General features: G+C 59.4%; 21 protein-coding genes. 5 read left to right on the top strand and 16 right to left on the bottom strand.

Features of this window, described 5'->3' with window-relative positions; translation table 11 throughout:
• Positions 1-183: 183 nt before the first annotated feature.
• From AKG12_RS27505 to rpsD, 5 genes are all read right to left on the bottom strand, one after another.
• A complete protein-coding gene (locus tag AKG12_RS27505; RefSeq protein WP_052821275.1) occupies positions 184-1008 on the bottom strand; it encodes an inositol monophosphatase family protein in 825 nt (274 codons plus the stop codon).
• A 29-nt stretch (positions 1009-1037) separates the two neighbouring features.
• On the bottom strand, positions 1038-1865 hold the full coding sequence (locus AKG12_RS27500) for an inositol monophosphatase family protein (RefSeq protein WP_052821274.1): 828 nt from the start codon (positions 1863-1865) through the stop codon (positions 1038-1040).
• A 19-nt stretch (positions 1866-1884) separates the two neighbouring features.
• A complete protein-coding gene (gene ttcA / locus AKG12_RS27495) occupies positions 1885-2823 on the bottom strand; it encodes a tRNA 2-thiocytidine(32) synthetase TtcA (protein WP_052821273.1) in 939 nt (312 codons plus the stop codon).
• A gap of 61 nt (positions 2824-2884) precedes the next feature.
• Positions 2885-3814 carry a glutaminase gene (locus AKG12_RS27490; protein ID WP_046798222.1) on the bottom strand — a complete coding sequence of 310 codons (930 nt, stop codon included), beginning with the start codon at positions 3812-3814 and terminating at the stop codon, positions 2885-2887.
• 69 nt (positions 3815-3883) lie between these two features.
• Positions 3884-4501, bottom strand: coding sequence for a 30S ribosomal protein S4 (gene rpsD / locus AKG12_RS27485; RefSeq protein WP_046798221.1), 618 nt, complete (start codon positions 4499-4501; stop codon positions 3884-3886).
• Positions 4502-4953: 452 nt separating this feature from the next.
• Between rpsD and AKG12_RS27480 the strand changes: the two genes are divergently transcribed.
• Complete coding sequence (locus tag AKG12_RS27480) at positions 4954-5937, top strand: TerC family protein (RefSeq protein ID WP_052821272.1); 984 nt, start codon at positions 4954-4956, stop codon at positions 5935-5937.
• 185 nt (positions 5938-6122) lie between these two features.
• Here AKG12_RS27480 and AKG12_RS27475 read toward each other — a convergent pair whose 3' ends face one another.
• The 8 genes from AKG12_RS27475 to AKG12_RS27440 form a co-directional block, all read right to left on the bottom strand.
• Positions 6123-7640 (bottom strand): helicase HerA domain-containing protein, encoded by a 1518-nt coding sequence (locus AKG12_RS27475; RefSeq protein ID WP_052821271.1) that lies wholly within the window; start codon positions 7638-7640, stop codon positions 6123-6125.
• Positions 7641-7766: 126 nt separating this feature from the next.
• Complete coding sequence (locus tag AKG12_RS27470) at positions 7767-8654, bottom strand: EamA family transporter (protein ID WP_046798218.1); 888 nt, start codon at positions 8652-8654, stop codon at positions 7767-7769.
• Between the two features lie 37 nt (positions 8655-8691).
• Positions 8692-9330 carry a LysE family translocator gene (locus AKG12_RS27465; RefSeq protein WP_046798217.1) on the bottom strand — a complete coding sequence of 213 codons (639 nt, stop codon included), beginning with the start codon at positions 9328-9330 and terminating at the stop codon, positions 8692-8694.
• 74 nt (positions 9331-9404) lie between these two features.
• On the bottom strand, positions 9405-9584 hold the full coding sequence (locus AKG12_RS30490) for a helix-turn-helix transcriptional regulator (RefSeq protein WP_197283367.1): 180 nt from the start codon (positions 9582-9584) through the stop codon (positions 9405-9407).
• A gap of 248 nt (positions 9585-9832) precedes the next feature.
• Positions 9833-10072, bottom strand: coding sequence for a hypothetical protein (locus AKG12_RS27455; RefSeq protein WP_052821279.1), 240 nt, complete (start codon positions 10070-10072; stop codon positions 9833-9835).
• A gap of 392 nt (positions 10073-10464) precedes the next feature.
• Positions 10465-11286: a glutamate racemase gene (gene murI, locus AKG12_RS27450; protein WP_046798216.1), complete on the bottom strand. Its 822-nt coding sequence runs from the start codon at positions 11284-11286 to the stop codon at positions 10465-10467.
• A complete protein-coding gene (locus tag AKG12_RS27445) occupies positions 11270-12115 on the bottom strand; it encodes an RNA methyltransferase (RefSeq protein WP_052821278.1) in 846 nt (281 codons plus the stop codon). Before AKG12_RS27445 ends, murI begins: the two co-directional genes overlap by 17 nt.
• Before the next feature lie 282 nt (positions 12116-12397).
• Entirely contained in the window at positions 12398-12928 is a 531-nt protein-coding gene (locus AKG12_RS27440; RefSeq protein ID WP_052821277.1) for a hypothetical protein, read from the bottom strand.
• Between the two features lie 215 nt (positions 12929-13143).
• Between AKG12_RS27440 and AKG12_RS27435 the strand changes: the two genes are divergently transcribed.
• Together AKG12_RS27435 and AKG12_RS27430 are read left to right on the top strand one after the other, a co-directional pair.
• Positions 13144-14358, top strand: coding sequence for an NADP-dependent isocitrate dehydrogenase (locus AKG12_RS27435; protein WP_046798443.1), 1215 nt, complete (start codon positions 13144-13146; stop codon positions 14356-14358).
• Between the two features lie 410 nt (positions 14359-14768).
• Positions 14769-15395: a glutathione S-transferase family protein gene (locus AKG12_RS27430; protein WP_046798214.1), complete on the top strand. Its 627-nt coding sequence runs from the start codon at positions 14769-14771 to the stop codon at positions 15393-15395.
• A gap of 74 nt (positions 15396-15469) precedes the next feature.
• Here the strand turns inward: AKG12_RS27430 and AKG12_RS27425 are convergent, their stop codons facing one another.
• From AKG12_RS27425 to recA, 3 genes are all read right to left on the bottom strand, one after another.
• Positions 15470-15853, bottom strand: a complete 384-nt coding sequence (locus AKG12_RS27425; protein WP_052821270.1) for a VOC family protein — start codon at positions 15851-15853, stop codon at positions 15470-15472.
• A gap of 115 nt (positions 15854-15968) precedes the next feature.
• Positions 15969-18632 carry an alanine--tRNA ligase gene (alaS, locus tag AKG12_RS27420; protein WP_052821269.1) on the bottom strand — a complete coding sequence of 888 codons (2664 nt, stop codon included), beginning with the start codon at positions 18630-18632 and terminating at the stop codon, positions 15969-15971.
• A gap of 236 nt (positions 18633-18868) precedes the next feature.
• Complete coding sequence (recA, locus tag AKG12_RS27410) at positions 18869-19960, bottom strand: recombinase RecA (protein ID WP_046798211.1); 1092 nt, start codon at positions 19958-19960, stop codon at positions 18869-18871.
• Between the two features lie 246 nt (positions 19961-20206).
• On the opposite strand from recA, the gene AKG12_RS27405 reads away from it, so the two are divergent.
• Together AKG12_RS27405 and AKG12_RS27400 are read left to right on the top strand one after the other, a co-directional pair.
• On the top strand, positions 20207-21148 hold the full coding sequence (locus AKG12_RS27405; protein WP_082179082.1) for a carbohydrate kinase family protein: 942 nt from the start codon (positions 20207-20209) through the stop codon (positions 21146-21148).
• Between the two features lie 29 nt (positions 21149-21177).
• The gene (locus AKG12_RS27400) at positions 21178-22101 is read left to right on the top strand and encodes a pseudouridine-5'-phosphate glycosidase (protein WP_052821267.1); all 924 of its coding nucleotides are present in this window, start codon (positions 21178-21180) and stop codon (positions 22099-22101) included.
• The last annotated feature ends 139 nt before the right edge of the window (positions 22102-22240 follow it).

The raw sequence follows: 22240 nt of genomic DNA, 5'->3' as shown, positions 1-22240 counted from the left end.
TGCGAAAACTCATCACGATCCTCAACGCTATCGCTCGATCAGACCCTGCTTTCCAGCAATAACTCCACGGTTGCTTGACCCGAGGATCCATCGCCTCAACCACCTGTGGATCCTCGGGTCAAGCCCGAGGATGACGGATGTCAGACCGGTAAACTCCATCGAACCGCAACGTGGTCGCGCAACTCACACCGTAAAAATCTTCTCGCGCAGCAATTCCCAGGTCTCCTGATCTGGAGCCAGCAGCAGCCCGCCATCCACATGGCGCGGCAGATAGGGCGAACCATCGAGACGGGCGGCGTAGGCGCCCGATTCCTGCGAGATCAACGTCCCAGCCAGATGGTCCCAGGGCATAAGCTTGTTATACATCAGGAAATGCATGTGGCCGCCGCAGAACAGGCGGTATTCGTGCGCGGCGCAGCGATAGCTGGTGAACAGCCGCACATCCGCAAGGTTCATGAGAATTTTGCGCCGGGTCTCCACGTCAAAATATCCGGTATTGGCGATGCCGACCATCTGCGACAGGTGGGGCGCCGTCACGACCGACATCTGCGTCTGCGAACCATCTGCCCCACAAAGCCACGCGCCGGAACCCTTTTCGGCAATCGCCCAGTCATTGCCCATTGGATCGAAGATCAGGCCGGCCACTGTTTCACCCTTGGAAATGACGCTCATCATCACGCCGAACAGCGGCAGGCCGGACGCGAAATTATAGGTGCCGTCGATCGGATCGACCACCACGGCAAGATCGGCATCGGCAAGCTTGCCGAGCAGCGAAGCATCAGCCGCCACAGCCTCTTCGCCGATGAACAGCGCATCAGGCATGATGTCCTGCACGCGGGCGCGGATCAGCCGCTCGGCGGCCTCGTCAGCCTCAGTGACGAGATCGATCGCCTCGGACTTTATCCTGACGTCGCCATCGCCCAGATTGCGGAACCGCGGCAGGATTTCCACCGCCGCCGCCTCCTGAAGCGCGTTGGCAAGAGAGGCGATGTCGAGTTCGAGAGCCATGGGCGATATCCTTCCTTGTGATGTACCTGCTATAAGGCGACGATTTCCCGTCGCAGCATCTTCCAGCTTTCCTTGTCGGGAGCCGACAGGATGCCGCCCGCCGTCTGTCCCGGCCGGTAGGGCGTATTGTCGAAACGGGCCGTGTAACCACCCGCTTCCTGATGAACGAGCACACCGGCAAGATGATCCCACGGCATCAGCTTTTCATGGCCGATGAAATGCAGCTTGCCGGCCGAAGCAAGCCAATATTCATGGGCAGAACAATTCAGCGAAAATGCCATCTTGATCTTCGCCATATTGGCGGCGATGACAGGACGGCGATCCTCGTGGCTGTGACCCCAGGAAAAAATGCCAACCATCTCGGATAGCGGCGCGGGATCCGCGACCCTGAGCTTGGCCTGCGAGCCGTTTTTGCGGTGGAGATAAGCGCCCTCGCCTTTCAGCGCAACAATGGTATCGCCCATGACGGGATCATGGATGAAGCCCGCCACCGTCTCACCCTTGACGGTGACTGCAAGCAGCGTGCCGAAAGCGGGAAAGCCGGAAGCATAATTGAACGTGCCATCGATGGGATCGATCACGAAGGCAAGCGGCGCATCGGCAAGGGCGGGAATGACTGATGGGTCCGCCTCATACGTTTCTTCGCCGACGATGTGGGCCTTCGGAAACCGCTGTAATAAAGCAGCAGTAATCGCCTTTTCCGCCAGAATATCGGCCTCGGTGACAAGGTCGACGGCGGATGTCTTTTCGGAGATCGCGCCTGCGCTCAAATTGCGGAAGCGGGGCAGAATTTCCTGTGCGCCGGCAGCGGCGACGGTGGAAACGAGGAAGTCGATATCTTTATCGGAAAGGCTCATGGCGCGGGGCACTTCTTCATCAGGGAGGGCTGGCCTCCCTACGCTCTTCAGGTGACGCCCCGGTGACAGCAAGCGCCGAAAAATCAAAAAGCTTGGGATCAAGCAGATGCGACGGATTAACATGGGCAAGCGCCCGCAGCATCACGTCCTTGCGGCCCGGCATGCGCCTTTCGATGTCGGCCAACATCTCTTTCATGGCATTGCGCTGAAGCCCGTCCTGAGAGCCGCAGAGGTCGCAGGGAATGATTGGGAATTCCATCGCCGCCGCAAATTTCGCCATATCATCCTCGGCGCAATAGGCAAGCGGGCGCATGACCATCAGGTCGCCCTCGTCATTCATCAGCTTCGCCGGCATGCCGGCAAGACGACCGCCATGGAAGAAGTTCATGAAAAAGGTCTCGAGAATATCCTCGCGGTGGTGACCGAGCAGCAGCGCATCACAGCCCTCCTCCCGCGCGATGCGGTAGAGATTGCCGCGCCTGAGCCGCGAACAGAGCGAACAGTAGGTGCCGCCGGAAGGCACCTTTTCTTTCACCACCGAATAGGTATCGCGATATTCGATGCGATGGGCAACGCCGATCTTCGCCAGATACTCCGGCAGCACATGCTTCGGAAAATTCGGCTGGCCCTGATCGAGATTGCAGGCCACCAGCTCCACTGGCAAAAGGCCGCGCCATTTGAGATCAAGCAGCAGCGCGAGCAGCCCATAGCTGTCCTTGCCGCCGGAAAGGCCGACCAGCCAGCGCTTCTGACCGTTCAGCATGCCGAAATCTTCAAACGCCTGGCGCACATTGCGCAGCAGCCGCTTGCGCAGCTTGTTGAACGAGACCGAACGTGGCGCGTTGTCGAACAGGGGATGCGAGCCGCCGTTTTCCTCGGACGCGTCCTGATCCGCCCCAATCTGGTCGGCGCCAACCTGATCTACAAAGTCATCGATCTTGGTGAGAATGTTCATCATCAGCTCGCTCCGGCACGACTGCCGTTCTTAGTGCAGGCAATGCCCCCATCTGCCGGCAATATCAAGCCCCGAATACCGACCAGCCGGTTTTCGTCGCCAGCAATTCCAGCGCCTGTGACCCGAGCGCCGAATTGCCGACCTTGTTGAGACCCGGCGACCAGACCGCAATCGAAGCATTGCCAGGCGCCACCGCCATGATGCCGCCGCCGACGCCGCTCTTGCCCGGCAGGCCGACATGATAAGCGAAATCGCCCGATCCGTCATAATGGCCACAGGTCAGCATCAGCGCATTGATGCGCCGTGCGCGGCGGTCGGAGACCACGGTGTGACCCGTCAGCGGGTTGCGGCCGCGATTGGCAAGGAACAGCCCGGCGCGCGAAAGCTGCGCGCAGGTCATCGAGAGTGCGCACTGATGGAAATAAACGCCGAGCGTATGTTCCACCGGGTGGTGCAGATTGCCGAAGGAGCGCATGAAATTGGCGAGTGCGAAATTGCGGAAACCCGTCGCCTGCTCGGATTTCGCCACCGTGTCGTCGATGCTGATCGTATCATCATCCGCGAGATAGCGCACGAAGCGCAGAAGCTCACCGATTGCCTCACGCGGCTGGTGGCCGGAAAGAACGATATCGGTCACCACGATCGCGCCGGCATTCACGAAGGGATTGCGCGGAATACCGTGCTCATGTTCCAGCTGGACGATGGAGTTGAAGGAAGAGCCTGAAGGTTCGCGCCCCACCCGGTTCCACACCGTCTCACCGGCCTTGCCGAGCGCCAGCGTCAGCATGAAGACCTTGGAGATGCTCTGGATCGAAAACGGCGTGAGCGCATTGCCGGCCGTATAGGTGGTTCCATCGACGGTGGTGATGGCAATGCCGAACTGGTTGGGATCGACCTTGGCGAGTTCGGGAATGTAATCCGCAACCTTCCCCTCACCCAGCCGCGGCAGCATGCTGTCGTAAATGGAATCGACGATCGCCTGAATATCCTGCATGCAAAGCCTTCCCCAGCAAACAAAAAAGCCGCCCCGAGGGGCGGCTTTCTCAATACTGAAACGCGTCGATTAACGCGAGTAGAATTCGACGACCAGATGCGGTTCCATGACGACCGGGTACGGAACGTCGGAAAGCGACGGAACGCGTGCGTAGGTCGCAACCATCTTGTTGTGGTCGACTTCGATGTAATCAGGAACGTCACGCTCAGCGAGCTGAACGGCTTCGAGAACCGTAACCAGCTGCTTGGACTTCTGACGAACTTCGATAACGTCGCCAGCCTTGCAACGGTAAGAACCGATGTTGACGCGAACGCCGTTAACCGTGACGTGGCCATGGTTGATGAACTGGCGCGATGCGAAAACGGTCGGAACGAACTTGGCGCGGTAGACGATGGCGTCCAGACGCGACTCGAGCAGGCCGATCAGGTTTTCAGAAGTATCGCCCTTGCGACGGTTTGCTTCGTCGAAAGTGGCGCGGAACTGCTTTTCGCGCAGTTCGCCGTAGTAGCCCTTGAGCTTCTGCTTGGCGCGCAGCTGCGTGCCGAAGTCGCTCATCTTGCCCTTGCGGCGCTGGCCGTGCTGGCCCGGGCCGTATTCGCGGCGGTTTACCGGGGACTTCGGACGACCCCAGATGTTTTCGCCCATGCGGCGGTCGATTTTGTACTTGGCCGATTCGCGCTTGCTCATCGTATTTCCTTCTCAAAAGGTTATGCCGGTCTGTTACCAAACCGGTTTAAGGAAACACGCCCTCCTCTGAAGCCCGTTTCAGGGCCTCTGACAGGCTTCTCACATGCAAATGGAGAAACCACGGGACATGTCGGTGATATTGACCGCCGAACGTCAGCCTTTAAACTGCAAGGCAGTCAACAAAACACACCGGACATCACTGCCCGGCGTTGGGGCGGCTTCTATAGTCGTTTTACAAATTTGTCAAACAGCGCCTGCCGATTTTTTTTACGAGCTTGCCCTTGAAAACATCGAGGGGCCACCCATTTACCGATCGTGATCAGAACTCGGGCCCCTCTGACGTGTTACCGGACAACACGTGATGTCGAGTTTCTTTAGGTTGGGGCCCACGTATATTCTTGACACACGTTCCCCATCCGCAAAGCCAACCTCGTCCGGCTAAAGGTTGACTGATGGAGTTTCTCCTCAACGATTTTCTCGGTACCCCCACATGGATGTGGGCGGTCTTCATTTCTCTTGTCCTTGGCCTCTTGGCGCTCGATCTGGGCGTGCTGCACAAGAATTCCAAGGAAATCGGCATTCGCGAAAGCCTGCTGATGTCAGGCTTCTACATCGCCATCGGCTTGGCCTTCGGCGGCTGGATCTGGTATCAGTCCGGCCAGCAGTCGGCGATGGAATATGTCACCGGCTTCGTGGTCGAAAAAAGCCTGGCGATGGACAATATCTTCATCATCGCCATGATCTTCTCCTATTTCGCCATTCCCCGCCAATATCAGCACCGCGTGCTGCTTTGGGGTATCCTCGGCGTCATCATCCTGCGCGGCATCATGATTGCCGGTGGTGCTGCCATCGTCGAAAACTTCCACTGGGTGCTTTATCTCTTTGCGGCCTTCCTCGTCTTCACGGGCCTCAAGATGCTGTTCTCGTCCGATCATGACGAGGCCGATATCGGCAATAACCGCATCCTGAAATTCCTGCGCAGCCGCCTGCCGGTGACGGAGAAGCTGCATGGCGAGAAGTTCTTCGTCAAGGAAACGGATGCAGCCACTGGCAAGCTGAAGACCTTCGTGACGCCCCTGTTTCTGGCGCTGATCATGGTCGAAATCGCCGACCTGATCTTCGCGGTCGATTCGATCCCGGCGATCTTCGCGATCACCACCGATCCGTTTATCGTCTACACCTCAAACATCTTCGCGATCCTTGGCCTGCGCGCCCTCTATTTTGCGCTCGCCGCCCTGATCCACCGCTTCGCCTATCTGAAATATGCGCTGGCTGCGGTTCTGGTTTTCGTCGGTTCAAAGATTTTCGTGGCGGATATGCTCGGCATCGCCAAGATCCCGCCCGCAGTCTCGCTGGGTGTCACGGTCGCCATCCTCGCAACCGGCATCGTCGGTTCGCTGATCGCAACGCGAAAGGAAGAAAAGGCCATCGAGTAAGGATGAGCAAGATGAGGAGGCAGTAACGCCTCCTCACACGCCGTCACCCCGGACTTGATCCGGGGTCCAGCGCGATCAAGTCCTTGATCGCAACAGACTCGTCTCACGGCGCAGACGCGCCGTGGCTGGATGCCGGATCAAGTCCGGCATGACGGAAGGTATGTCAAACAAGCAGCCTGCCTACCTCACTCCGCTGCCAGTCTGGCATCATCCTCAGCCGCATCCGCATCGCCGGGTGCGGTCTTCGCGTCGAGATCAGGGAAAGCCACGATGCGCTTGCCGGAGAAATCGGCATGCACCACCACAAGCTCCTTCTCCTCGAAATAACCGAGCAGACGGCGAGCGCGGCGGGCGGAATGGGTGCCATAGGCGCGGGCGATGCGGGCATCCGACGGACAAGGCTCCTCGCCAAGAGCGGCCTTGACCAGCAACAGGAAGACGCCCTGCAGATCATCAGAAACCGACATCGACAATTCCAGAGCCTTCTCCCAGCCTTCGCTTGCCGCCATCGCCGCATCAACGCCTGAGCGGGCAATCGCCACCTGCCGGCGGAATTCCGGCAGCGTCATCGGCGTGCCGGGAATACGGCGCATACGGGCACGCACCAGAAAATCCTGATAAAGCACGGCATCCGTACGATAGGCCGATTGCGGATCGTCGAGAATTTCAACGAGAACCGCACCGATCTTCTCCTCACGCTCTTCCGGCGTCAGTTCCGGCTGACCGGCGCGCGGAGACTGCTCCGGTGAAGGGCCAACGGCAGGGGGCGTGGAACGGGAAAGCTCTGCCAGAATATCCGTGGTCGGACGCGGTGCCGGCGGCGTGCGGCGCACGACAGCGCGCGTGAATTCTTCCGGATCCGGCGTGAAGATCAGGTCTTCCACATCCTGCGGCGCATCCGGCAGCGGCATCAGCTTCGGCGAGGACGAGCGCGCCGAGGTTTCCACCGCACCGATGACGATGGGCAGCGGACGGCGCGACAGCGCAGGCCCGAGCGCTACGAAGTTGCCGCGCTGCAGATCGCGGAACATTTCCGCCTGCCGCCGGTCCATGCCGAGCAGATCGGCCGCACGCGCCATATCGATATCGAGGAAGGTGCGGCCCATCAGGAAGTTCGAGGCTTCCGCCGCCACGTTCTTGGCGAGCTTCGCCAGACGCTGGGTGGCGATGACGCCGGCAAGCCCGCGTTTACGGCCACGGCACATCAGATTGGTCATGGCGCCCAGCGACGCCTTGCGGGCATCCTCCGTCACTTCGCCGGCAACGGAGGGCGCAAACATTTGCGCCTCATCCACCACCACAAGCACGGGATACCAGAATTCGCGATCGGCATCGAACAGGCCGTTGAGGAAGGCGGCTGCGGCCCGCATCTGCTGTTCGACATCAAGGCCTTCCAGCGTCAGCACGCAGGAAACGCGGTGCTGGCGAATGCGGTTGGCGATACCTGCAAGTTCCGCTTCGGTGCGCTCGCCATCCACCACCACATGGCCGAACTTGTCGGAAAGCGTGACGAAATCACCCTCGGGATCGATGATGACCTGCTGCACCCATTGCGCCGATTGCTCCAGCAGCCGGCGCAGGAGATGCGACTTGCCGGAACCGGAATTGCCCTGCACCAGCAAACGTGTCGCAAGCAATTCCTCGATATCGAGCTTGGCCTGCTGCCCGCCCGATAGGGTTCCCATGTCGATGCCGACCTGCAATGTTCCGTTCCTCGTGCTGCATCTGATCCGGCCGATTCCCCTGGCGGCGACCGAACATGCTCTTTACCAAAAAATCGCCGGTTGCGTCTGTCCCATGCCGATAATGCACAGGCAATTGCACTGCCTCTAGGCAGCCCCGGATGATACCCGCAAAAATGAAAGCCGCCTGCCGAACACATTCAGCATCAGCCCGATGATGACCAATGCGGCGCCGACCACTTCGAAGACGGTGATATGCTCTGCGAAAGCGAGATAGGCGCTGATGAAACCGACAATCGGCACCAGCAGCGAAAACGGCGCCACCGTCCCGGCCGGATAACGCAGAAGCAGGTAACTCCAGATGCCCGCACCGACGATCGTCGCACCATAGGCCATGTAGATCACCACGAAAGCCATCGTCGGCGTCGCATTGATCAGGCCTTCCGCAATCGCATCCGGTCCCTCCACCACCAGCGAAAGCAGGACCAACGGCAGAACTGGCACAAGGCTCGTCCATGCCACAAAGGAAACCGCATTCACCTGGCCGATGCGACGGTTGACGATGTTGCCGCAGGCCCAGGCAATGGCCGAACCGACCCCCATCAGCAGCGGCACCAGCGCTGCCGCCGTCATGCGCTCCAAACCGATGACCGCCAGCCCGCCAAACGCAATGATTGCGCCGAGGATCTGTGAAGGCAACGGCCGCTCGCCGAGAAACACCACGGCAAGCGCGAGCGTGAAGAAGGCCTGCGACTGCATGACGAGCGAAGCAAGCCCCGCCGGCAGGCCGAGCTTGATGGCCGGGTAAAGCAGGCCAAATTGCACGAAGCCCATCGCCATGCCGTAAACGATCATATGCCGCCAGGGCACATTGGGCTTCGGCAGGAAGAACACCAGGGGCACGGCGGCAAAGAAATAACGCACCCCCGTCAGAAACAGAGGCGGCATGTCGGCAACGCCGACCTTGATGGCGACGAAGTTGAAGCCCCACAAAAACACGGTGATCAGGGCGAGAAGTATATGCGGCAATGCCATTTTGTTATGTCCGAATTTCAGGCGATCGAGAGGTGCCTTACGGCGCGACCGCCCTCTTCCAGCCAAAGGCAATGAGACCGGCACCGATCAGGAGACCACCGCCCGTGCGGTTGACAATGCGCTGAACCTTCGGCTTGCGGATCGTGTTGCGGGCGGCACTTGCCAGAAGTCCATAAAGGGCGGCGTTGACGGTGGCAAGCACCAGGAATGTCGCTTCGAAAATCAGCACCTGTGGCCAGAAGGGCAATGTCGGCACCAGAAACTGCGGCAGGAACGCCACGAAAAACACGATGCTTTTCGGGTTCAGCGCCGTCACGATATAGGCATGCAGGAAGATTTTAAGCGGCCTTTCGCGGCCCGTCACACCAGTTCCTTCCGCACCCTCGCCGGCAACCGGTGAACGCCACAGCTTGATGCCCAGATAGATAAGGTAAGCCGCACCGATCCATTTCAAGCCGGTGAAAAGTGCCGCCGATGTGGCAAGCAGCGCCCCAAGCCCCAGCATCGAGGCCGTCATCGCGGTGAAATCACCAAGCGCGACACCTGTCACCGTCGCGGTGCTGGCCCTGCGGCCATGACCGAGCGCGTAAGAAATCACCAGCAGGATCGTCGGTCCCGGAATGGCGAGCATGATGGCGGATGCGGCCACGAAGGCCAGCCAGTTCTCCAGCGGCATGATGAAATCTCCCTTCACTCAATGCGGTGAGCAAGCCATGGAAACCGAGAGGTATCAAGCCTAAACTTCGAAGATTATGCCGCCCTGTCATCCAGCGGACGAACGGGCGGCTGCTCGCGTTTCATCGCCTGCGCAAGATCGTAATTCGACTGCATGGCAAGCCATGCGCGGGCTGTGCTGACACCTGCCCGCTCCAGCCGCACCGCAAGGTCGGACGTGCAAGACAGATAATTTTGCCGACATCGTAGCCTCACACTCCGTCACCCCGGACTGGATCCAGGGTCCAGCACGATCAAGTCTTTGATCGCGTAAGACTCTTTCCACGGCGCAGACGCGCCGTGGCTGAATGCCGGATCAGGTCCGGCATGACGGAGGCGAGTGTTTCGAGCTTTGTCCATAGTCTGGGCGAACACTGGCTCCCATCGCATCGACACAAACAATATTAAAGGACGCATCAAGCCTCTCCAACATTTCTTTCCGTCGTCAGAGAGCCTCACCACCATCAAAACCGCGGCGCCCAGTAAGGCGGCGCCCAGTCCCGACGCATCTTCCGCTTAGAGGGCTCGAGGCCGATATCGTCCAGCATACGTTCGGGTAGATCGGCGATATCCGTCGGCGGCGCACGCGGCACCATGGCCGCGACAAGAACCGCCTTTAAGGTTTTCCAGACGCCGAAGGTGACGAACAAACGGTCGACCGCATCCGGCAGCGCATATGCTACCAATGGTTGATTTTTCTGCATGGGAAATCCATCCCGGCGCGGCGAAGCGGCCGGGTCCTTTATCGATGGAAAGCGACATGCCGGAACGACGGGCGCAACACTCAGGCCACGCGAACGCACAATTTCAGATGTCGAACGAAGTGAAAATGCCAAACGGCAAGGAAATCAGGCAATAAGCCTTATCGGAGGTTGATGCCTCGGAACATGTAACCACCGATGACCATGCCGGAAATGCCAGACATGCCGTTAAGGCGCATATTAAAATTGTCAGTCATTCCACGCCTCCTTTAATAGCGGTTACAGACAAGGAGCATCTTACACGAGACGTCAGGCGCGACAAGTGGCCGCAATCTCGAATTGTAAAAGTCACACAGGATAGATGCAAAAATGCAACAGGCGCTAAGGCAGCAAACTCAGACCGCCGAAACGCTGAGACCGAACCCTTGCATCAACCGCCGTGTGGCAAAATCCGGCTTGCCGGATGTGAAGACGGCAAAGTCGAAACCATCGGGGTGTTCCGCATCCTGCGGCAGCGGCACCAGATGGCGCGCCCGCCTCGCAATCGCTTCTGCCGGATCAAGCCAGTCCACCGGCCATGGAGCGAGCCGGCGAAACACGTTGGCCATGAAGGGGTAATGGGTGCAGGCGAGAACGACGATATCGGTGCGCTTGCCGTCACTATCAATGAAGCACGGCTCGATTTCGGCCAGGACCGCCTCGTCCGAAACCGGCTCACCCCTGATCCAGCTTTCCGCCATGCGCGCCAGATTTTCAGAGCCCACGAGACGGACATGGCACTGTGTGGCGAAGGATTGGATGAGATCGCGCGTATAGGCACGCTTGACGGTGCCCGGCGTCGCCAGCACGGAGACGAGGCCGGAGCGGGTGCGTTCCGCAGCCGGCTTGATGGCGGGAACGGTGCCGACAAAAGTCATGTCCGGAAACCGCGCCCGAAGATCGGCCCCGGCGAGCGTGAAGGCGGTATTGCAGGCGATGATGCAGACTTCCGGACTATAATCCTGCAGCAGCGTTTCGAAGAGCGAGAGAATACGCGTCTTCAGCGCTTCCTCTTCCCAGCCGCCATAGGGAAAACCCGCATCGTCGGCCACATAGATGAAACCGCGCTCGGGCATCAGCACGCGCGCTTCGCGCAGCACCGTCAGCCCGCCAATGCCGGAATCAAACACCAGCACCGGTTTCAGCACATCGGCCGTGGCCTCACTCGTCTTCAGCATTCTCCCCGGTCCTCTCCGAATTGGCGCCTTCGGCCGACGGCGCCGCCCGGCCTGACTGCTTTGGCCACTGCCGGGGGAAACGGTCGAGCGAATTGATCACGCCGCGGAAAACGCTGATTTCCTGCTCGGAGAAACCCCGTCTCGACAGCACGGCACGCAGATTGTCGACCATTTTCGGCTTTTTTTCAGCAGGATGGAAATAACCACGCGCATCCAGCGCTTCCTCGATATGTTCGAACAGGCCGAAAACCTGTTCCTTGGTCGAAGGTCGCTGCTCGACGGACTGGAAAAGCGTTTCATCCAGGTCGTCCATGCCTGATTTCATCCATTCATAGGACATCAGCAGCACGGCCTGCGCAATGTTGAGCGAGGCAAAGGCGGGGTTTACCGGGAAGGTCACGATCTCGTCGGCCAGCGCCACCTCCTCATTGGTCAGCCCCCAGCGCTCCCGCCCGAACAGGATGCCGGTCTTTTCGCCGGCCTTGAATTTTGCCCTGAGCGTATCGGCGGCGGTCACCGGCGCGCGCACCGGCTTGAAACCGTAACGCTCGCGCGCCGTCGTGGCATAAACGAAATTGAGATCCTTGACCGCCTCTTCCAGCGTCTCGAACACCCTGGTGCCGTCGATAACGTGATCGGCCTTGGAAGCGGCAGCACGCGCCTTCTCGCTCGGCCAGCCATCACGCGGATTGACCAGACGCAATTCGGAAAGGCCAAAATTGGCCATTGCCCGCGCCACCATGCCGATATTTTCGCCGAGCTGCGGTTCGACCAGAATGATCGCCGGGCCTTCCGCCAGAAGTTCAAGCTCGCTGTTAGTGCCTGCCATCGTCATTTGTCCGTTTTTTTAAAAGCGCCGCATCGACTTTCACGCCGATACTGTAGAGCGCGCCTCACTGGCACAGATCGGCGCTAAAATCAAAGTTGGAAGGGGCGAATGGCAACCTTCGAGTGGATACAGAACTTGCCACCTCACATTCGACGTCATCCTCGGGCCTGTCCCAAGGATCCACGTGCGTCTCGTAAAATCAATCTGTTGCAGATAACAGGTACAAGCCCGAGCATGACGGAGGAGAGGTTTTCAAGCGCCCCAACATCCGCATCTCCGCCCTCACTCCCCCTTGATGATATTTGCCATTTCTTCGCGCAACGAGTCCCTGCCCTCATCGCCGACCCGGTGAATGTCGCTGATGACCGGCCGGCCGTCTTCCTCGATGACATCGAAATGAACTTCATCGACGGTCGCCTTCATTTCCGCCTCATCCATGCAGGCCCACAGCTTGAATTTCGCCGTCACATCAGTCACGCCGTCCTTCACCGCGCCCGGCGTCACCGAAACATCCGCCAGCGGGCAGCCGTCCTGCGAGTTCGTCACCACATCGTAACCGAAGGGATCGCCAGTCTCACCGCTTTCCGCCTCATAAGCCGGCTTCTTGGATGCTTCGCGATATTGGGTCACGAAGTCCTTGCTGAACAGGCTGGTCAGCATGTCCTCGTCGAAAATATATTTCCAGTTTTCGGCGTCGCCGGACCAGTTCTTGACGGTAATATCCATCACCTTCTGGACGGGGTCGGCAGGCCCGGCGGCGAGCGCGCTGTGCGAAAAGAGAACGGCGGCAGTCAGAAGCAGAATATTCCGCATGATGTGATCCCGGGATAGGCCCGACAGGCGGGCGAAGCGATTCGCCTGACTGTATTCCGGCATTATGGTTTGGCAATGCGCAATCCACTGCTGCGCTGCGCCAAAAAAGCGCCCCCCATGGCTTTGCCTCAGACGCTCGCGATGCTATAGCCGCACCGGATATTTTTCCGGATACCGGCGTCATCAGGCGCCACAGCTTCGAAGGTGAGGAATTCATGGCAAAGATCAAGGTAGCCAATCCAGTCGTTGATCTCGACGGCGACGAAATGACCCGTATCATCTGGCAGCTGATCAAGGACAAGCTGATCCTGCCATACCTCGATCTCGATATCGAATATTACGACCTCTCGGTTGAAAACCGCGATGCCACCAACGACCAGGTCACGGTCGATGCGGCACACGCCATCAAGAAGCACGGCGTCGGCATCAAGTGCGCCACCATCACCCCGGATGAAGCCCGCGTCGAGGAATTCGGCCTGAAGCAGATGTGGAAGAGCCCGAACGGCACGATCCGCAACATTCTGGGCGGCGTCATCTTCCGCGAGCCGATCATCTGCAAGAACGTTCCGCGCCTCGTTCCCGGCTGGACCAAGCCGATCGTCGTCGGCCGCCACGCTTTCGGCGATCAGTACAAGGCAACCGATTTCAAGTTCCCCGGCAAGGGCAAGCTGACGATCAAGTTCGTCGGTGAAGACGGTCAGGTCATCGAGAAGGACGTCTTCGACGCCCCGAGCGCCGGCGTGGCACTTGCCATGTACAACCTCGACGAATCCATCCGCGAATTCGCCCGCGCATCCATGATGTACGGCCTGATGCGCAAGTGGCCGGTTTACCTGTCCACCAAGAACACCATCCTCAAGGCCTATGACGGTCGCTTCAAGGATATCTTCGAAGAAGTCTACCAGACTGAGTTCAAGGCGAAGTTCGACGAAGTCGGCATCATCTATGAGCACCGCCTGATCGACGACATGGTCGCTTCCGCGCTCAAGTGGTCCGGCGGTTACGTCTGGGCCTGCAAGAACTATGATGGCGACGTTCAGTCCGACACGGTTGCGCAGGGCTTCGGCTCGCTCGGCCTGATGACCTCGGTTCTCCTGTCGCCGGATGGCCGCACGGTCGAAGCCGAAGCGGCACATGGCACGGTGACGCGCCACTACCGCCAGCACCAGAAGGGTCAGGAAACCTCGACCAACTCGATCGCTTCGATCTTCGCCTGGACCCGTGGCCTCGCCCACCGCGCCAAGCTGGACGACAATGCGGAACTGGCAAAGTTCGCGACAACGCTCGAAACCGTCTGCGTCGACACCGTCGAAAGCGGCTTCATGACCAAGGATCTGGCCCTGCTCATCGGTCCGGACCAGCCCTGGCTCTCCACCACCGCTTTCCTCGACAAGATCGACGAGAACCTCAAGAAGGCGATGGCGGCTTAAGCCTCTTCACTCAGTGACATTAAAACCCGGCCTCAGCGCCGGGTTTTTTTGCGCCATAAAGCTGAAACGTCAGCGCCGCGGCACGGGCAGAAAAAAGGTGGAAAAAACTGGAAAACCGGGTCGAAACGCCCGGTTTTCTTTTTTTGTTCACAGTATCTTGATTAGACGTTGCACTAGGCGCAGACTTCGATTCTGCGCCGTGCCGTGGCCAGCACAACAATAAGACAAAGCTGAAACAGCATCTACTTACAGATAACTTGCCCGGCGCAGTCAAAACTTACCGCAGCGTCAGTACGATCTTCAAGGAGCGTGAGAATGATGCTGCGGATTATAAAAACACACCGCGCCAGTGAGGGACCCGCCGGGTTTCCCCATGAGGCTGCGGCGATTTTGCTTGGGGAGGCAGGACTATGAGTGAGTTGATCTTCTACACCAATCCCATGTCGCGCGGACGCATCGCGCGCTGGATGCTTGAAGAAGTGGGTGTTCCTTATAAAACGGAAATATTGAGTTTCGAAACCTCGATGAAATCGCCCGCCTATCGGCTGATAAACCCGATGGCCAAGGTGCCGGCCATCAAACATGGCGATACCATCGTCACCGAGGCGGCGGCGATCTGCGCTTATCTGGCCGACGCCTTTCCCGGCGCCAACCTCGCACCGACACCGAAGGCACGCGGGCTTTATTACCGCTGGATGTTTTTCGCCGCTGGCCCGCTGGAAATGGCGGCCAGCATGAAGGCGATGGGTTTTGAAGTGCCGAAGGAAAAACTGCGCATGGCGGGCTGTGGCAGCTATGCGGATGTGATGAACACGCTTGAACGGGCGGTCAGCGAAAACCGTTTCATTGCCGGCGATCTCTTCACCGCAGCCGATGTTTATGTCGGCGCCCATATCGGCTGGGGGCTGCATTTCGGCACGATCGAAAAACGCCCGGCCTTTATCGACTACATGGCGCATCTCACCGAACGCCCGGCCTTCAAGCGCGCTGCCCAGCTTGATGAAGACGCGGCGAAAGATTTGCAGGCGACGGGATAATCGGCCGCGATATTGCAAAGAACGAACCACGGCCCGTCCGAAAATCGCCCACTGGGTCGATCTTTGCGGCGGGTCTACTCATCGGATTGGCCGAGCGGTTCTCCGACCTCGATTGCATGCCCGTCCGGATCATAAAAGCGGAATACTCTCTGTCCCCAGGCCTGCCTCTGAACCGGATGGATAAGCTCGACATACGGTGCGATATTTTGAAAAGCCGCATCCACATCTGCGTGCTCGAAATACAGCAGCAGGTTTCTCCTGCCATAGGGCTCTTCCATGCCTGATGGTGCTTGCCAGACAGTCTCCTCAAGCGACCGCCCCTCATGGATGGCAAAGCCGCCCTCAAAGAGAACGAAATTCCCGAAGTCCCGCAATATTTGGAGACCGAGTCGGTCACGATAAAACGCCCTGGAGCGGTCTATATCGCGCACGAAAGGGATGGGATTTACAAAGCGCATCGCATGCCCTCCTCCCCGTCTTCAGCGCTCGATGGTCCATGCCATCTCTCGCAAGCCTCAGCGTAGAATTAAAAAAGGCGGGGTAAAACCCCGCCCCTTCCTCAATCTTTCCGGATCAGGCCGCCAGTGCCGCGGCCACCGCTTCGATGGCCTCCTGGGCCTTGGCGCCATCCGGGCCTCCGGCCTGTGCCATATCCGGGCGTCCGCCGCCTCCCTTGCCGCCAAGCGCGGCCGAAGCGGTGCGGACGATATCGACGGCACTGAAACGGGCCGTCAGATCTTCGGTAACGGCAGCAACGGCGCTTGCCTTGCCATCGTCAGAAACCGCAATCAGCAGCACAACGCCAGAGCCGATATTGGCCTTGGCCTCATCGGCAAGACCCTTGAGATCCTTGGCATCGATGCCGGACAGGGATTTCGCAAGGAAATTGACGCCCGCGACCTGCTGGACATCGTTTGCGCCCGAATCCGACGAACCACCGCCCATGGCGAGCTTCTTGCGGGCATCGGCAAGCTCACGCTCCAGCTTTTTGCGCTCGTCAAGCAGCCCTTCAACGCGCGACAGCACGTCGCCCGGCTGAACCTTCAGCGATGAAGCCAATGCCTTCACCCGCTCATCCTGCTCGGCGAGATAGGCAAGCGCACCCTGACCCGTTACGGCTTCAAGACGGCGCACACCCGCACCAACGGCGCTTTCGCCGAGAATGCGGATGAGACCGATCTGGCCGGTGGCTGCCACATGGGTGCCGCCGCAAAGCTCGACCGAATAGGGACGGTTGGCCTTCGCGCCATGAACGCCGGTGCCCATCGACACCACGCGAACTTCGTCGCCATATTTTTCACCGAACAGCGCCATGGCGCCCTCGGCAATGGCGTCATCGACGCTCATCAGGCGGGTGACAACAGGCGAGTTCTGCAACACGATCTCGTTCGCCATATCCTCAACGACCTTCAACTCCTCGGCCGACATCGGTTTGGGATGCGAAACGTCAAAGCGCAGGCGCTCGGGCGCGACCAGCGAACCCTTCTGGGCAACATGGGTGCCGAGCACTTCGCGCAGCGCCTCATGCAGCAGGTGTGTGGCGGAATGGTTGGCGCGCAGACGCGAACGGCGATCATGATCGACGGTCAGCTGCACGGCATCGCCGAGCTTCAGGCCGCCCTTGGAGACGGTGCCGGAATGCACGAACAGGCCTTCGCCCTTCTTCTGGGTTTCGGAAACCGTGAAGGCGCCATTTTCGCCGGTAATCACGCCCGTATCGCCCATCTGGCCGCCGGACTCACCATAAAACGGCGTCTGGTTAACGACGATCTGGACCGTTTCTCCATCGGCGGCATTGTCCACCGCCTTGCCGTCCTTGACGATCGCCTGAATGACGCCTTCGGCGGTTTCCGTGTCATAACCGAGGAATTCGGTCGCGCCAAATTTTTCCTTCAGCTCGAACCAGACGGTCTCTGTCGCCTTGTCGCCGGAACCGGCCCAGTGCGAACGGGCTTCCGCCTTCTGGCGTTGCATGGCATCGGTGAAGCCGGAAATATCGACGCCGATTTCGCGGGCGCGCAGTGCATCCTGCGTCAGGTCGAGCGGGAAACCATAGGTGTCATAAAGCTTGAAGGCCGTTTCACCATCAAGCATGTCACCCTTGTGCAACGTCGACGTGGCGTCGGAGAGCAGCGACAGGCCGCGCTCCAGCGTCTTGCGGAAACGGGTTTCCTCAAGCTTGAGCGTTTCGGAAATCAGCGCCTCGGCGCGGACCAGTTCCGGATAGGCACGGCCCATCTGCTGCACCAGCGCCGGCAAAAGCTTGTAGATCAGCGGCTCGCGCGAGCCCAGAAGCTCGGCATGGCGCATGGCGCGGCGCATGATGCGGCGCAGGACATAACCACGGCCTTCATTGGACGGCAGAACGCCATCGGCGATGAGGAAAGCGGACGAGCGCAGGTGATCGGCGATGACGCGATGGCTGGCGCGCTTTTCACCTTCGGCCGGAACACCGGTCGCTTCGACGGAAGCGGCGATCAATGCGCGGAACAGGTCCGTATCGTAATTGTCGTGTTTGCCTTGCAGCAGCGCCGAAATGCGCTCGAGGCCCATGCCGGTGTCGATCGACGGGCGCGGCAGGTCGATGCGCTCTTCCTTCGTCAGCTGCTCATATTGCATGAAGACGAGGTTCCAGATTTCGATGAACCGGTCGCCATCCTCTTCCGGCGAGCCGGGTGGGCCGCCCCAGATATGATCGCCATGATCGTAGAAGATTTCCGAACAGGGACCGCAGGGACCGGTATCGCCCATCGCCCAGAAATTGTCGCTGGTCGGGATGCGGATGATGCGGTCGTCGGAAAAGCCGGCGATCTTCTTCCAGAGATTAAAGGCCTCGTCATCGGTGTGATAGACCGTGACCAGCAGGCGATTGCGGTCGATGCCGAATTCCTTGGTGATCAGGTTCCAGGCATGGGTGATCGCCTCTTCCTTGAAATAATCGCCGAAGGAAAAATTGCCGAGCATTTCGAAGAAGGTATGGTGACGGGCGGTATAACCGACATTGTCGAGGTCGTTATGCTTGCCGCCGGCACGCACGCATTTCTGCGCCGAAGCGGCGGTGGAATAAGGACGGCTCTCAAGGCCGGTGAAGACGTTCTTGAACTGCACCATGCCGGCATTGGTGAACATCAATGTCGGATCGTTGCGCGGCACCAGCGGGCTGGAGGGCACGATCTCGTGTCCATTCTTTTTGAAGTAGTCGAGAAAGGTCGACCGAATTTCATTTACACCGCTCATGCCCACACACCGCTCACAGCTGGAGTCCATCATTGCCATCACAAATGATGGCTATATTGCAAAATCAATGGCTTTTATCGTCCGTATCCTGCCCTGTCCAGCCATGCAGGCAAACCAAGGCGCATCGACAAACAAAAAGGGCCAAGCGAGGGAAAATCGCACGGCCCATTTCGTTTCGATCAGCTCATTTCGGCAAAGTGGCCAGACGCTCTATGCCCGGCCCCTTTTTTGAGGTGTCAGCCCTCGTCGCCGTCACCGTCGCTATCGCCGGCATCCGGACCGCCATTCTGCAGGAAGCGGTCAGCGATCAGACCGGCATTCTGACGCAGCGCCAGCTCGATCTCATTGGCCGTTTCCGGATTGTCGCGCAGGAAGGTCTTGGCGTTCTCACGCCCCTGCCCCAGACGCTGGCTGTTATAAGAGAACCATGCACCGGATTTCTCGACGATACCGGCCTTCACGCCGAGATCGACAAGCTCGCCAGTCTTGGAAACGCCTTCGCCATACATGATGTCGAATTCCACCTGCTTGAAGGGCGGCGCCATCTTGTTCTTGACAACCTTCACACGCGTCTGGTTGCCGACCACCTCTTCGCGCTCCTTGACGGCGCCGATGCGGCGAATGTCAAGGCGTACGGAGGCGTAGAACTTCAGCGCATTACCGCCCGTCGTCGTTTCCGGCGAACCGAACATGACGCCGATCTTCATGCGGATCTGGTTGATGAAGATCACCATACACTTCGACTTGGAGATCGAAGCGGTCAGCTTGCGCAGCGCCTGGCTCATCAGACGCGCCTGAAGACCCGGCAGGCTGTCGCCCATCTCGCCTTCGATTTCCGCCCGCGGCGTCAGTGCCGCGACCGAATCGACGACCAGAACGTCGACCGCGCCGGAACGAACCAGCGTATCGGTGATCTCAAGCGCCTGCTCGCCCGTATCCGGCTGCGAAATCAGCAGGCTCTGCAAATCCACACCCAGCTTGCGGGCATAGACCGGATCGAGCGCATGTTCGGCATCCACGAAGGCGCAGATACCGCCCTTCTTCTGGGCTTCCGCAATGGTCTGCAACGCCAGCGTCGTTTTACCCGAGCTTTCCGGACCATAAATTTCAACGATACGCCCCTTCGGCAGACCGCCGATGCCGAGCGCGATATCCAGGCTGAGCGAACCCGTCGAAACGGTTTCCACTTCAACCACATTTTCATTGGAACCGAGCTTCATGATCGATCCCTTGCCGAACGACCGTTCGATCTGGGAGAGCGCCGCTTCCAGTGCCTTGCTTTTATCCACGGATTTATCCTCTACGAGACGCAAAGAATTTTGTGCCATCTGAACCACCTTTAGGTTATTGAAGCCGCACAGGCAATGAAGCAGTATGGAAATGGTATGTACTCCATTTGTTCTCATTTCGCAAGGCGCGGCCAGCATATTGAAAACAAATAGCGATAAGTGGTTTGTTCTATCTTTGTTTTTCGGCTCCGGCCTATCGCCGCAAACGAGAAGTGACAGGGGAACGGACAGGAGGTTCGGCCGAATCGTCCGGCCTTTCCATCCGCCAAAGAGGGAAACGCAAGCGTGAAGAAAATACTCGTTCTGGGCGGCGCGCATATCGACAGGCGCGGCATGATCGAGACTGAGACGGCGCCCGGCGCCAGCAATCCCGGCTCCTGGATGGAGGAGGCAGGCGGCGGCGGTTTTAACGCGGCGCGCAATCTTGCCCGGCTCGGTTTTGCCGTCCGCATCATCGCGCCACGCGGCGGCGACGTGACAGGCGAAGCGGTGGCGGAGGCCGCAAAATATGCCGGCGTCGAAGATACGCCCTTCATTTTCCTTGACCGCCGCACGCCGAGCTACACCGCCATTCTGGAGCGTGACGGCAATCTGGTCATCGCCCTTGCCGATATGGACCTCTACAAGCTCTTTACCCCGCGCCGCCTGAAAGTGCGCGCCGTGCGCGAGGCGATCACGGCAAGCGACTTTCTGCTCTGCGACGCCAATCTGCCTGATGATACGCTGACGGCACTCGGCCTTGTCGCCCGCGCCTGCGAAAAGCCGCTGGCTGCCATCGCCATTTCCCCCGCCAAGGCGGTGAAACTGAAAGGCGCGCTTGCCGATATCGACATTCTCTTCATGAACGAGGCGGAGGCACGAGCACTAACCGGAGAGACGGCGGCGAATGTCCGCGACTGGCCCGGCATTCTGCGCAAGGCCGGGCTTGCTGGCGGCGTCGTCACCCGCGGCGCAAGCGAGGTCGTGGCTTTCGATGCGACGCAAACCGTAACGCTCAACCCGCCCCTTATCCGCGAGGTGAAGGACGTGACCGGCGCCGGCGACGCCATGGCCTCCGGTTATCTTGCCGCGATCGCCGAGGGAAAGACCATCGCGGAAGCGCTGAGACAGGGCGCGGCCGCAGCGGCCATCACCGTGCAATCGCCCTTCGCCACCTCGCAGGATTTATCAAAAGACAGTGTCGATGCCATGTTGGGACTTGTTCCCGAAGCTGAAATACTGGCATGAACCCGCTTTCAAGAATTGGAACAGAATAAATGACCCGCTCCATCTCCCCGATCCTGCCCATCGTTTATTCACGGGAAGTCGCAGCCGCCAAGCAGCGCGGTGCGCCGATCGTGGCACTTGAATCGACCATCATCACCCATGGCATGCCCTATCCCGGCAATATCGAGATGGCCGAAAGCGTCGAACAGATCATTCGCGACCAGGGCGCCGTTCCGGCGACCATCGCCGTCATTCACGGCACCCTGCACATCGGTCTCGAAAAGGACCAGCTGGAGGCGCTCGCCCAGACCACTGACGCCATGAAGGTCTCGCGCGCCGATATCGCCTTCGCAATTGCCGAGCGCCGCACCGGCGCCACCACGGTTGCCGCCACCATGATTGCCGCTGCCCGCGCCGGCATCCGCGTTTTCGCCACCGGCGGCATCGGCGGTGTGCACAAGGGCGCGGAGGAGACGTTCGACATCTCCGCCGATCTGACCGAACTTGCCAAGACCGGCGTCATCGTCGTCTGCGCCGGCGCCAAGGCGATCCTCGACATCCCAAAGACGCTCGAGGTTCTCGAAACCAACGGCGTACCTGTCGTCACCTTCGGCTCGGAAGAATTCCCGGCCTTCTGGTCGCGCTCCTCCGGCCTGGCAAGCCCGCTTTCGCTGAACAGCCCGGCGGCAATCGCCAATTTCCAGACCACCCGCGAACAGCTCGGTATTGATGGCGGCATGCTGATCGCCAACCCCGTGCCGGAAGAAGACGAAATCCCCCGCGAAGAAATGGAAATCTACATCAACCGCGCCATCTCCCATGCGGAGCGCGACGAGGTCACCGGCAAGGAAGTTACCCCCTACCTGCTCGGCGACATCTTCCGACTGACGGATGGCCGCAGCCTGGAAACCAATATCGCGCTGGTGCGTAATAATGCCCAGCTGGCCGCGGAGATCGCGGTGGCGCTGAACTGAAAAGCATTCAGTTTTCTCAGTCATCCTCGGGCTTGTGTGGACGATTTGTGGTTTACTTGGATGCATCAGCCGGGCAGCGCAAGCCCGGCTGATGCAGGCAGGCGGCCGTTTTTTCGGGCTGGTTTAGACAGCCGAGGTC

This window comes from Agrobacterium sp. SUL3, from assembly GCF_001263295.1.
Taxonomy (GTDB): Bacteria; Pseudomonadota; Alphaproteobacteria; order Rhizobiales; family Rhizobiaceae; genus Agrobacterium; species Agrobacterium tomkonis.
Note: the sequence above shows the minus strand (reverse complement) of the source record. Positions and strands in the feature narration are given on the sequence as shown.

Excerpts from the sequence above, each read along its gene's own strand:
- AKG12_RS27505 (WP_052821275.1), bottom strand. The coding sequence starts at position 1,008 with ATGGCTCTCGAACTCGACATCGCCTCTCTTGCCAACGCGCTTCAGGAG.
- AKG12_RS27500 (WP_052821274.1), bottom strand. The coding sequence starts at position 1,865 with ATGAGCCTTTCCGATAAAGATATCGACTTCCTCGTTTCCACCGTCGCC.
- ttcA (WP_052821273.1), bottom strand. The coding sequence starts at position 2,823 with ATGATGAACATTCTCACCAAGATCGATGACTTTGTAGATCAGGTTGGC.
- AKG12_RS27490 (WP_046798222.1), bottom strand. The coding sequence starts at position 3,814 with ATGCAGGATATTCAGGCGATCGTCGATTCCATTTACGACAGCATGCTG.
- rpsD (WP_046798221.1), bottom strand. The coding sequence starts at position 4,501 with ATGAGCAAGCGCGAATCGGCCAAGTACAAAATCGACCGCCGCATGGGC.
- AKG12_RS27480 (WP_052821272.1), top strand. The coding sequence starts at position 4,954 with ATGGAGTTTCTCCTCAACGATTTTCTCGGTACCCCCACATGGATGTGG.
- AKG12_RS27470 (WP_046798218.1), bottom strand. The coding sequence starts at position 8,654 with ATGGCATTGCCGCATATACTTCTCGCCCTGATCACCGTGTTTTTGTGG.
- AKG12_RS27465 (WP_046798217.1), bottom strand. The coding sequence starts at position 9,330 with ATGCCGCTGGAGAACTGGCTGGCCTTCGTGGCCGCATCCGCCATCATG.
- AKG12_RS27455 (WP_052821279.1), bottom strand. The coding sequence starts at position 10,072 with ATGCAGAAAAATCAACCATTGGTAGCATATGCGCTGCCGGATGCGGTC.
- murI (WP_046798216.1), bottom strand. The coding sequence starts at position 11,286 with ATGCTGAAGACGAGTGAGGCCACGGCCGATGTGCTGAAACCGGTGCTG.
- AKG12_RS27445 (WP_052821278.1), bottom strand. The coding sequence starts at position 12,115 with ATGGCAGGCACTAACAGCGAGCTTGAACTTCTGGCGGAAGGCCCGGCG.
- AKG12_RS27440 (WP_052821277.1), bottom strand. The coding sequence starts at position 12,928 with ATGCGGAATATTCTGCTTCTGACTGCCGCCGTTCTCTTTTCGCACAGC.
- AKG12_RS27435 (WP_046798443.1), top strand. The coding sequence starts at position 13,144 with ATGGCAAAGATCAAGGTAGCCAATCCAGTCGTTGATCTCGACGGCGAC.
- AKG12_RS27430 (WP_046798214.1), top strand. The coding sequence starts at position 14,769 with ATGAGTGAGTTGATCTTCTACACCAATCCCATGTCGCGCGGACGCATC.
- AKG12_RS27425 (WP_052821270.1), bottom strand. The coding sequence starts at position 15,853 with ATGCGCTTTGTAAATCCCATCCCTTTCGTGCGCGATATAGACCGCTCC.
- alaS (WP_052821269.1), bottom strand. The coding sequence starts at position 18,632 with ATGAGCGGTGTAAATGAAATTCGGTCGACCTTTCTCGACTACTTCAAA.
- recA (WP_046798211.1), bottom strand. The coding sequence starts at position 19,960 with ATGGCACAAAATTCTTTGCGTCTCGTAGAGGATAAATCCGTGGATAAA.
- AKG12_RS27400 (WP_052821267.1), top strand. The coding sequence starts at position 21,178 with ATGACCCGCTCCATCTCCCCGATCCTGCCCATCGTTTATTCACGGGAA.